Origin of the sequence: Blastococcus sp. TF02A-26, from assembly GCF_003319125.1 — a bacterium.
Taxonomy (GTDB): Bacteria; Actinomycetota; Actinomycetes; order Mycobacteriales; family Geodermatophilaceae; genus Trujillonella.
In genome coordinates, this window is sequence record NZ_QOHG01000008.1 from 207,437 (window position 1) to 217,897 (window position 10,461).

The window sequence follows — 10,461 nt, forward strand, 5'->3', positions numbered from 1 at the left end:
GCGCGCCGCTGTCACCCGCCCCCCCACCTGCCGAGAGGACCCCGTGAGCACGACGAGACCCGCCTTCACCCCGCAGTTCATGCGGGAGGACGGCGACGCCGCCCCGTGGACGGTGCTGCGACCCGATGGGCAGCTCGAGGAGGGCGCCCGGCCGACCCTGGACGACGCCCAGCTGCGCGAGGCCTGCGAGCTGATGCTCTTCTCCCGCGCCTTCGACGAGAAGGGGTTCAGCCTCCAACGGCAGGGGCGCTTCGGCACCTTCTCCCCGGTGCGGGGCCAGGAGGCGTCCGTGGTCGGAGCCGCCGTCGCCCTCGATCCGCAGCGTGACTGGGTGGTTCCTCAGTACCGCGAGCTGCCGGCCCTGCTGCGCCAGGGGCTGCCGCTGGAGCAGTTCATGCTCACCTTCCTCGGCGATCCCCGGGGAGGCCTCGCCCCGGAGGGGGTCAACGTCCTCCCCATCCAGATCGGGCTGGCCGCACAGCTGCCCCAGGCCGTGGGCCTGGCGTGGGGACTGGCCCGCCAGGGCCGCGACGCGGTCGTCCTCGTCTTCTGCGGTGACGGCGCGTCGTCCGAGGGTGACTTCCACGAGGCCTGCAACCTGGCGGGCACGCTCGGCGCCCCCGTGGTCTTCCTGCTGCAGAACAACGGCTGGGCCATCTCCACCCCGCGGTCGCGGCAGTCGGCGGCGGTGACCCTGGCCGCCCGCGCGCCCGGCTACGGCATCCCCGGGTCCCTGGTGGACGGCAACGACCTGCTCGCCGTGCACGAGGTGGTCAGCGACGCCGTCGGCCGGGCCCGCGCCGGCGATGGCCCCTCCCTGGTCGAGACGCTCACCTACCGCCTGGGCGACCACAACACCGCCGACGACGCCCGCCGCTACCAGCCGGCCGACGAACTGGAGAGCTGGGCGCCGCGCGACCCGATCGCGCGGGTGCTCGCCCACCTGCGCTCCCGCGACCTGTGGGACGACGAGCACGACGCCGCGGTCCGTGCCCGGATCGGCCGCCGCATCGACGAGGCGGTGCGCACGGTGGAGGGGGTGGAGCCGCCCGGCGTGGACCACCTGTTCGCCCACGTGGGCGAGGAGCTGTCGCCCCGGCTGGCGCGCCAGCGCGCCGACCTGATCGCCTCGGTGGAGACCCGATGAGCACGCTGAACATGCTGCAGGCGATCAACGCCACCCTGCGCGCAGAGCTGGCCCGCGACGAGCGGGTGATGGTGCTGGGGCAGGACGTCGGACGGCTGGGCGGCGTCTTCCGTGCCACGGACGGGCTGCTCGACGAGTTCGGCGCCGACCGGGTCGTGGACATGCCGCTGGCGGAGGCCGCCATCGTCGGGGCCTCGATCGGCCTGGCCGCCTCGGGGCTGGTTCCCGTCGCCGAGCTGCAGTTCCTCGGGTTCAGCCACCAGGCCTTCCACCAGATCGGCGCCCAGCTGGCGCGGATGCGCTACCGGTCCCAGGGCCGTTTCCCGATGCCGGTGGTGCTCCGGGCCCCCTTCGGCGGCGGCGTGCGGACCCCCGAGCTGCACTCGGAGGCGCTCGAGGCCCAGTTCGTGCAGAGCCCCGGGCTCGCCGTCGTCACCCCCGCGACGCCGGCCGACGCGAAGGGCTTGCTACAGACCGCCGTCCGGTCCTCGGACCCGGTGCTGTTCTGCGAGCCGCTGCGCGGCTACCGCCTCGTCACCGGCGAGGTGCCCGACGAGGACTGCCCGATCCCCTTCGGGCGCTCCCGGGTCGCGCGGGAGGGCGACGACGTCACGATCGTGGCCTGGAGCGCCGCCGTGCAGGTGGCCGAGAAGGCCGCCGACGTGCTCGCCGAGGAGGGCATCTCGGTCATGGTGCTGGACCTGCGCACGCTGGTTCCGCTCGACGAGACGGGGCTGATCGAGGCCGTGGCGGCGACCGGACGGTGCGTCGTGGTGCACGAGGCCCCGTTGAGTGCCGGGTTCGGCGCCGAGGTGGTGGCGACGGTCAACGACGGCGCCTTCTGGTCCCTCGAGGCACCGGTGGCACGGGTCGCCGCGCCGGACACCCCCTATCCGCCCGGGCGCATCGAGGACCTGTTCGTCCCCACCGTCGCCCGCGTCGTCGCTGCCGTGAGGGCCACGGTGAAGGCGGGATGAGCGAGCTGGTGTTCACCCTGCCCGACGTGGGCGAGGGGCTGGCCGAGGCCGAGGTGATCGACTGGCTGGTGCCCCTCGGGGCCGCCGTCCGGGCCGATCAACCCGTCGTGACCGTGGAGACGGCCAAGGCGCAGGTGGAGCTGCCGGCGCCCGCCGACGGCGTCCTGCGGTCGTTCCTGCACGACCCCGGGGACACCGTCGCCGTGGGGGCGCCCCTGTTCGTCCTCGACACCGCGGACGCCGACGCCGAGCCGGCTCCCGGCGGGCTGCGGCCCGGGCGTCCCGGGCGGGTCCTCGCCGCCCCGAGCACGCGACGGTTCGCCGTCACCCACGGCCTGGACCTCCGGGACGTCCGGGGCACGGGGCCCTCCGGGCGCGTCCTGCTGGCCGACGCCGAGGCCGCCCTCGCCCGGGCGGCGGATGCCTCACCGGCGGCCGCCGCCCCGGCTCCGGCGGCGGAGCCCGTCGGGACGGTCCGGCCGTCCGAGGCGCCGGCCGACACCGACGTCCGGCCGCTGCGTGGCCTCCGCCGTCAGGTGGCGCGGGCCATGACCGCGGCCTGGCAGATCCCGCACATCACCGAGTTCCGCGAGATCGACGCCACCGAGCTGGAGCGCGCGCACCGGTCGCTCCGGGCCGACGCCGGCGAGCAGGGCACACGCCTGACCCTGCTGCCCCTGCTCGTGCGCGTCGTGGTGGCCGCACTGCGGCGCCACCCGGAGGTCAACGCCACCGTCGACATGGAGCGCGAGGAGGTCACGCTGCACCGGCGGCAGCACATCGGCATCGCGGCCGCGACGCCCGACGGCCTCGTCGTCCCGGTGCTGCACGACGCGGGCCGGCGGAGCGTCCCGGCGCTCGCCCGGGAGATCGCCCGGCTCGGCGACGCCGCCCGCGACCGCTCCCTGACCGTGCCCGAGACCACGGGGGCCACGTTCACGGTCAGCAACTTCGGCAGCTACGGCACGTGGCTGGGGACCCCGCTGATCAACGCCCCGCAGGTGGCCATCGCCGGGTTCGGCCGGGTGCGGGACGCCGTCGTCCCCGTCGACGGGGTCCCGGCCGTGCGCCGCGTGCTCCCGGTCGCGGTCTCCGCCGACCACCGGGTCCTGGACGGCGACCACCTCGGGTCGTTCGTGAACACCCTCGAGCGGCTGGTCCGCACGCCCCTGCTCCTGCTCGGCGAGGAGGACTGATGGTCGTCGGGGAGATCGCCGAGGCGGTGGACCTGCTGGTCGTCGGCGGCGGCCCGGCCGGCTACTCCGCGGCGCTGCGCGGTGCGCAGCGCCGCCGCGACGTGGTGCTGGTCGACCGGGACGGCGACGACGGCGTCGGCGGTGTGTGCCTGCGGGCCGGGTGCATCCCGTCCAAGGCGCTGATCGAGCTCGCCGACCTGCTGGAGCGGACCACCGCGATGGCGGCCGCGGGCCTGCCGGGCGGGGAGCGCCGGGTGGACCTGGCCGCGTTCCAGCGGGCCAAGGAGCAGATCGTCGGCGACCTCACCGGCGGCGTGCGCTCGCTGCTGCGCGGCGCCGGCGTGCGCACGATCGGCGGCGACCTGCGGTTCACCCGGCCCGACCAGGCCGTCGTGTCCACCCTCGACGGCCGTGCCGCCCACCTGGAGTTCCGCGACGTCGTCCTCGCGACCGGCTCCCGCCCCGTCGTCCTCCCCGCTCTGGCTCCCGACGGCGAGACCGTGCTCGACAGCACCGGGGTGCTCGCCCTGGAGGAGGTGCCGGCCACCGTGGCGGTGATCGGCGCCGGCTACATCGGCGTCGAACTGGGCACCGCGCTGGCCAAGCTCGGAGCCACGGTGACGCTGGTCGAGCTGGCCGACCGGATCCTCCCGGAGCTCGACGCCGCGCTCGTCCGGCCGGTGGCGCGCCGGCTGGAGCAACTGGGGGTCGCGGTCCTGACCGGCGCCCGCGCCGAGGGGCACGAGGACGGCGTCCTGCAGGTGCGGCGGGCCGACCAGCAGGTGGCGGTCAAGGCCGACGTGGTGGTGGTCGCCGTCGGTCGCCGCCCGAACACCGACGAGCTGGGCCTGGACCGGCTCGGGGTGGTGCCCGGACCCGGCGGGCTCCTGGAGGTCGGCCCGGACCGGTCGCTGCGCCGGCACGTCGCCGCCATCGGGGACATCACGCCCGGTCCGGCGCTCGCGCACAAGGGGTACGCCGAGGCGCCCGTGGCAGTCGACGGGTTGTGCGGCGACCGCGTCGCCTTCTCTCCCGCCGCCATCCCGGCGGTCGTGTTCGCCGACCCCGAGATCGCCACGGTCGGCCTGACCGCGTCGGCCGCCCGGGAGGCCGGCATCGACGCCCGCGTCACCACCGTCCCCATGGCCGGCAACGGCCGGGCGATGACCCTGCGGGCCCCCCGCGGCGTCGTGCAGCTGGTCTGGGAGGCCGACACCGACCTGGTGCTGGGCCTGCACGTCACCGGCCCGCACGCCTCCGAACTCATCGCCGAGGGAACCGTCGCCCTCGAGATGGGCGCCACCGTCGGCGACCTCGCCGACACCGTCCACGTCCACCCCACCGTCGGGGAGCAGGTGCAGGAGGCCGCCCGGGCGGCCGCCGGCCGCGCCCTGCACTCCGCCGGCTGAGATGCCCCGTTCCCGCACCGACCCCGCAACACCCCCACGAAGGAGTCCCAGTGTTCAACGCCGAATCGATGCTCCTCATCCACGGCCGCGTCTTCGACGGGACGGGCAACGAGCCCATCCCGGACGGCGGCGTCTGGATCGAGGGCGACGAGATCCGCCGGGTCGGCTCCGCCGACCAGTTCGACGACGTCCCCGACAGCGTTCCGCGGGTCGACGTCGGCGGGCGCTTCGTCATGCCGGGGCTGGTCGAGTCGCACTCGCACCTGTCCTACTTCAACGCCTCCAGCCTGCAGGACCTCGACATGAACTGCACCGCCGAGGCGACCACGATCAAGGCGGTGCTGAACGCCCGGACGATGCTCCGGGCCGGCTACACCTCGGCGTTCAGCTTCGGGTCGCTGCACGCGGTCGACGTGGAGCTGCGCAGGCACATCAACTCCGGTGACATCCCGGGGCCGCGGTACGTCGCATGCGGCCGGGACGTCCTGGGGACCGGCGGCATGGTGGACTGGAACCCCGACCACCTCCAGCTCGGCATGGACGGGCTCGCGCTGCTCGCCGACAACCCCTGGGAGGTCCGGAAGGCGATCCGCACGATCCGCAAGAACGGCGCCGACTCGGTCAAGGTCTACCTGGACGGCGAGGGGATGATCGAGTCCGACCTCCCCGGCGAGCTCTCCTACACGCAGGAAGAGGCGGATGCCGCCGCGGACGAGGGGCACCGCCGCAACCTCAAGATGATCTGCCACGCCCGGTCCGCCGACGCCGTGACGATGGCCCTCAAGGCCGGCATGGACGTCATCGGCCACGCCAACTACCTCGACGACGAGGCCCTCGACCGGCTGTACCGCGACCGGCACCGCATCTTCGTCACGCCGGCGATCCACTGGCAGGTCGGCCTCTACGAGAACGGCGCCGAGTTCGGGTTCACCAGCGGCGTCCTCGACGGCCTCGGTTACAAGGCCGAGATCGCCGAGACGATCAACAGCGTCGCCAAGATGAAGGCCAAGGGGATCCGCATCCTGCCCGGCGGCGACTTCGGCCTCGCCTGGACCCCGCACGGCACCTACGCGCGAGACCTGCAGAACTTCGTCGAGCTGTTCGACTACACCCCGATGGAGGCGCTCGTCGCCGCCACCCGCGACGCGGGCGCGATGGTGGACTTCGGCGGCAAGGTCGGCACGCTCGAGGCCGGCAAGTTCGCCGACATCGTCGTGGTCGACGGCGATCCCTTGACCGACATCACCGTCCTGCAGGACCAGGACAAGATCGTCTCGGTGATCCAGGGCGGCCGTTTCTTCCACAACTCGATGCCCGCCGGGCCGCGGTTCGACCTGTCCGCCAAGCCCGGCATGACCCCGGCGGAAGAGGACAGGCTGCTGTCCTCGGCCGAGTGACCGGGCCGTCATGGGTTTCGACCTCGCCGCGGTCAAGGCGCTGGCGGCGGACAAGCAGACGTCGGTGAGCCCCTGCAACCGGCGCTGCGAGGAGCGCGGCACGTGCGCTTTCGGGCGCAACGAACCCCCGGGGTGCTGGTGCCGGCAGAAGCCGCGGCTCCGGCGGGTCCGGGCCGCGGACGACCGGAGCCCGGCCGCCCCGTGACGGCGCGCCGACGTTTCCGCGGGGAGCCGGGCCCGCCCGGCTCCCCGCCCACCTCCAGATCGGGCGACACATGAAACTCGTGACCTTCTCCACCGGCTCCGCGCAGCGGGTGGGTGTGGTGGACGCCGAGCGCGGCGTCGTCCGCGACCTCGCCGGGGTCCTCCCCGAGGGGTTCGGTGTCCTGGACCTGATCGAGCGGTGGGCCGAGTTCGGCCCGCAGCTCGAGCAGCGCGCCGCGGGGCAACCGGAGCACCCGCTCGAGGAGGTGCGCCTGCTGGCGCCCATCCCGGCGCCGCGCCGCGACGTCTTCTGCGTCGGCAAGAACTACCGCGAGCACGTCGTGGAGTTCGGCCGGAGCGGCTACGACAGCCCCGACCGCTCCGAGGCGCTCCCCGAGGCGCCGGTCGTCTTCTCGAAAGCGACGACGTCGGTCACTGGGCCCTTCGACGACATCGAGCCGCACCGCGGGGTGACCGAGGAGCTGGACTACGAGGCCGAGTTGGGCGTGATCATCGGTCGCGGTGGCCGGGGGATTCCCCGCGAGCAGGCGTTCGACCACGTCTGGGGTTACACGATCATCGACGACGTCACCGCGCGGGACCTGCAGCGCACCCACAAGCAGTGGCTGCTGGGCAAGTCGCTGGACACCCACTGCCCGATGGGGCCGTACGCCGTCTCCGCCGACGAGATCCCCGACGTGACCGCCCTGGTCGTGGAGAGCCGGGTGAACGGCGAGCCGCGCCAGTCCGCCCCGTTGAAGGACCTGATCTTCGACATCCCGGAGCTGATCGCCACCATCTCCGCCGGCATCACGCTGCTGCCCGGCGACGTCATCGCCACGGGCACGCCCGCCGGGGTCGGCATCGGCTTCGACCCGCCCAGGTTCCTGGCCAGCGGCGACGTGGTCGAGGTCTCGGTGAGCGGGCTGGGCACCCAGCGCAACCGGATTGCCTGAACCGACCGACGACGAGAGGCAGAAGACATGAACGTGAACGGGAAGGACCTGGCGGTCGAGGTCGACGGCGAGGGTCCCGCCGTGCTAATGGTGCACGGCCTCGGCGGAACCTCGAACTTCTACCAGGTGCAGGCCGACGTCCTGGCCGACCGGTTCCGGGTGATTCGGGTGGACTCGGCCGGCGCCGGGCGCTCGCCGGTGGCCGAGGGGATCGGCGTCGAGTCGCACGCCGACGACCTGGCCGCCGTCCTCGACGGGCTCGGTATCGAGTCGGCCGCCGTCGTCGGGCACTCACTGGGCACGCTCATCGTCCGGGCGCTGGCCGCTCGACACCCGCAGAAGGTGACCAAGCTGGCGCTACTCGGCGCCGTCCGGGAGCCCGCCGAGGCCGGCCGGAAGGCTCAGCGCGACCGGGCCGCGCTCCTGCGGGACCGGGGCACCGCCGCCGTCGCACCGGCCGTGGTGGCCAACGCCCTCTCGGAGACGACGCGGCGCGACCACCCCGAGGTCGCCGCGTTCGTGCGCGAACTGGTCATGCGGCAGGACGCGGAGGGCTATGCCCGCAACTGCGAGGCGCTGGCCGCCGCCGCCGACCCGGGACCGATCGACCCGAACCTGCCCCTCCTGCTGGTCACCGGGGCCGACGACAAGGTGGGCCCGCCCGAGGCGAGCCACGAGCTCGCGCGTGCCCACGGCACCGCCACGGTCGAGGTCGTGCCGGGGACAGGGCACTGGACGGCGCTGGAAGCCGCCGGGACCGTCACCGATCAGCTGTTGAGGTTCCTCTGAGTCCGCTGGACGCGTGACGGCCGGCGGAGGCGGCCATCGAGCCACCGGTGTCCGTGCCGTCCCCGCCCGTCCGCCGACGTGGACCCGGGCGGATCCGGCCCAGGTTGGTTCCGCAGTCGGTCCTCGCGCCCATCACGCACCTCCAGCAGTGAGCGTGAGCTCTCTGGTCGGCCGGCTGGTGGGCCGCGAACGTGCGAGCACGGGGAGAGATGGAACGGACCTCGAGGAACCGTCGATGCGCCGCTGAGCTGCCGCTTCAGCACTCCGCCTCACGTCCCATCGCTGTCTGGGACGTCGTCGACCTGACTACCGGTCAGACGCCGCTTCTCGCGCGCGGGGCTCCTCCGGGTGCAAGTGGTCCCAGCGGGCACGATTCCCCATCCACAGTTTCCGGACGGACAGCTGCGGGCGAGACCTGCCTCGCCACGCTCGACCCATGGCGTCTGACACCGCACCGCGAGCACCGCAGAGCTGCGAGGCCGGTCACCGGCCTGTCCGGGGCGTAGGCGACGTGTCGGGTGATCAAGCCCTCGTGACCGGTGGGCGCGCTGTCGACGCCGTCGCGCCGCGGTTGCTGGGGCGGGTCAGGAGCGCCCTTCGGGCCACGCTGCGCGTGGCGCCGGCTGCGCCGTCGTCAAGGTCCGCCTGCGGCGGGCTGTGCTTGCTGGTCCCCCGACCCGTCCGGCAGCTCAGCGTAGGGGCCTCCCGCGCCGTCTCCTCCCGACCGGACCAAGATCCTTCCGCCCTTCGGGCGCTGCGCTGCGGAAGCAGTCTTGGTCCGGTCGTCCCCCGCCGGCGCTTCCGGCCCCTGAGCAGAGCTCTTTGCCGGACCGGGCCGGTGACGTCCCGCTGAGTGGTGGATGTAGTCCTCACCGTGTTGGTCAGCGGTGTGGTGACTATGACGCGATCAGTGCCGGCTGCGCCACCTCCTTGGTCGGGTTCTCGGTCCGGTTGAGCAGGGCCATGGAGCCTTCGGAGAGGTAGCGGCGGTCGGAGACCTGCCATTCGTCGTGCGCCTCGACCAGGACCGCGCCGGCGAGGCGGAGTAGTGCTTCGGGGTTGGGGAAGACGCCGACGACGTCGGTGCGGCGCTTGATCTCCTTGTTCAGCCGCTCGAGCGGATTGGTCGACCAGATCTTCTTCCAGTGCGCGACGGGGAAGCCGGTGAAGGCGAGCAGGTCGTCGGCGGCGTCGCGGAGCATCGCTTCGACCTTGGGGAATTGGCGGCCGAGCATGCCGGCGATGACGTCGAGCTGGGAGTGCACGTGTTCGGCGTCGGGCTGGGCGAAGATCGTGCGGATCGCGGCGGCGACCATCTCGCTGTTGCCGCGGGGCACCTGGGCCAGCACGTTGCGCATGAAGTGCACTCGGCAGCGCTGCCAGGCCGCACCGAGCAGCACCGCGCCGATGGCGGCCTTCAGCCCGGCGTGGGCGTCGGAGATGACCAGCTGGGTGCCGGCCAGCCCGCGGGCCTTGAGCGTGCGCAGGAACGCGGTCCAGAACGCGCCGTCCTCCGAATCGCCGACGGCGAAGCCGAGCACCTCCCGGTGCCCGTCGGCGGCCACGCCGGTGGCGATCACCACGGCCTGGGAGACGACGCGGCGGTTGACCCGCGCCTTGCAGTAGGTCGCGTCGAGGAACACGTACGGGAACGCCTGCTCGGCCAGCGACCGGTCGCGGAACGAGCTCACTTCGGCGTCCAGATCGGCGCAGATCCGGGACACCTCGGACTTGGAGATGCCGGTGTCGGCACCCAGGGCCCGCACCAGATCATCGACCTTGCGGGTGGAGACGCCGTGCAGGTAGGCCTCCATCACCACCGCGAACAGCGCCTGGTCGATCCGCCGCCGGCGTTCCAGCAGCGAGGGGAAGAACGACCCCGCCCGCAGCTTCGGGATACGCAGCTCCAGGTCCCCGGCCGTGGTGGTCAACGTGCGCGGGCGGGAGCCGTTGCGCTGGGCGGTGCGGGCATCGGTGCGCTCGTGCGGGCCGGCGCCGATCACCGCCGTCAACTCGGCTTCGATCAGGGCCTGGTGAATCGTGGTCGCCGCCGACCGGACTCGGTCATCGACATCGGCGGCCTTCAGTGCCTCCAGCACCTCGAGCAGGGCAGACTGGTCCAGGGCCATCGTGTGTTGTGTCCTTCCGCGAGAACCATTGGCGTGGTCTCGCTGACCTTCACACGATGGCCCCTCTACGTGATCACTCACGTGAGCGGGGACCTGGACTTACACCACCAGCGGGGACGTCACCCCGCAGGGGTGAGTCCCCTGGAGTGGTGTAGATCGGGCCCCTGGCCTCGGTGATCGTGTCGGTCACCGACGTCGAGGGGCCACCGCGTGAGGCTCTGTGAGTACCCGCCAAGGAACTCACCGAAGAGGACTCA

Annotated in this window: 9 protein-coding genes; 8 read left to right on the forward strand and 1 reads right to left on the reverse strand. The window is 73.2% G+C overall.

The features are described 5' to 3' along the window. Positions 1-43 precede the first annotated feature (43 nt). The 8 genes from DQ240_RS11555 (at position 44) to DQ240_RS11590 (ending at position 8,075) form a co-directional block, all read left to right on the forward strand. On the forward strand, positions 44-1,147 hold the full coding sequence (locus tag DQ240_RS11555; protein WP_199589250.1) for a thiamine pyrophosphate-dependent dehydrogenase E1 component subunit alpha: 1,104 nt from the start codon (positions 44-46) through the stop codon (positions 1,145-1,147). Further along, a complete protein-coding gene (locus DQ240_RS11560) occupies positions 1,144-2,124 on the forward strand; it encodes an alpha-ketoacid dehydrogenase subunit beta (protein ID WP_113839740.1) in 981 nt (326 codons plus the stop codon). Before DQ240_RS11555 ends, DQ240_RS11560 begins: the two co-directional genes overlap by 4 nt. Continuing rightward, complete coding sequence (locus DQ240_RS11565) at positions 2,121-3,320, forward strand: dihydrolipoamide acetyltransferase family protein (protein WP_113839741.1); 1,200 nt, start codon at positions 2,121-2,123, stop codon at positions 3,318-3,320. Before DQ240_RS11560 ends, DQ240_RS11565 begins: the two co-directional genes overlap by 4 nt. Next, positions 3,320-4,729: a dihydrolipoyl dehydrogenase gene (gene lpdA / locus DQ240_RS11570; protein ID WP_113839742.1), complete on the forward strand. Its 1,410-nt coding sequence runs from the start codon at positions 3,320-3,322 to the stop codon at positions 4,727-4,729. Before DQ240_RS11565 ends, lpdA begins: the two co-directional genes overlap by 1 nt. A 50-nt stretch (positions 4,730-4,779) precedes the next feature. Further along, entirely contained in the window at positions 4,780-6,126 is a 1,347-nt protein-coding gene (locus DQ240_RS11575) for an amidohydrolase family protein (protein WP_113839743.1), read from the forward strand. A 10-nt stretch (positions 6,127-6,136) separates the two neighbouring features. Beyond that, positions 6,137-6,331 carry a hypothetical protein gene (locus DQ240_RS11580; protein ID WP_113839744.1) on the forward strand — a complete coding sequence of 65 codons (195 nt, stop codon included), beginning with the start codon at positions 6,137-6,139 and terminating at the stop codon, positions 6,329-6,331. Between the two features lie 70 nt (positions 6,332-6,401). Next, positions 6,402-7,286, forward strand: coding sequence for a fumarylacetoacetate hydrolase family protein (locus tag DQ240_RS11585; protein WP_113839745.1), 885 nt, complete (start codon positions 6,402-6,404; stop codon positions 7,284-7,286). A gap of 27 nt (positions 7,287-7,313) precedes the next feature. After that, complete coding sequence (locus tag DQ240_RS11590) at positions 7,314-8,075, forward strand: alpha/beta fold hydrolase (protein ID WP_113839746.1); 762 nt, start codon at positions 7,314-7,316, stop codon at positions 8,073-8,075. Positions 8,076-8,971: 896 nt separating this feature from the next. Here the strand turns inward: DQ240_RS11590 and DQ240_RS11595 are convergent. Next, positions 8,972-10,204, reverse strand: coding sequence for an IS256 family transposase (locus DQ240_RS11595; protein WP_113839747.1), 1,233 nt, complete (start codon positions 10,202-10,204; stop codon positions 8,972-8,974). Between the last annotated feature and the right edge of the window lie 257 nt (positions 10,205-10,461).

Coding starts and splice junctions, on each gene's coding strand:
- DQ240_RS11590 (WP_113839746.1), top strand. CDS start 7,314: ATGAACGTGAACGGGAAGGACCTGGCGGTCGAGGTCGACGGCGAGGGT.
- DQ240_RS11565 (WP_113839741.1), top strand. CDS start 2,121: ATGAGCGAGCTGGTGTTCACCCTGCCCGACGTGGGCGAGGGGCTGGCC.
- DQ240_RS11585 (WP_113839745.1), top strand. CDS start 6,402: ATGAAACTCGTGACCTTCTCCACCGGCTCCGCGCAGCGGGTGGGTGTG.
- DQ240_RS11580 (WP_113839744.1), top strand. CDS start 6,137: ATGGGTTTCGACCTCGCCGCGGTCAAGGCGCTGGCGGCGGACAAGCAG.
- DQ240_RS11560 (WP_113839740.1), top strand. CDS start 1,144: ATGAGCACGCTGAACATGCTGCAGGCGATCAACGCCACCCTGCGCGCA.
- DQ240_RS11595 (WP_113839747.1), bottom strand. CDS start 10,204: ATGGCCCTGGACCAGTCTGCCCTGCTCGAGGTGCTGGAGGCACTGAAG.
- lpdA (WP_113839742.1), top strand. CDS start 3,320: ATGGTCGTCGGGGAGATCGCCGAGGCGGTGGACCTGCTGGTCGTCGGC.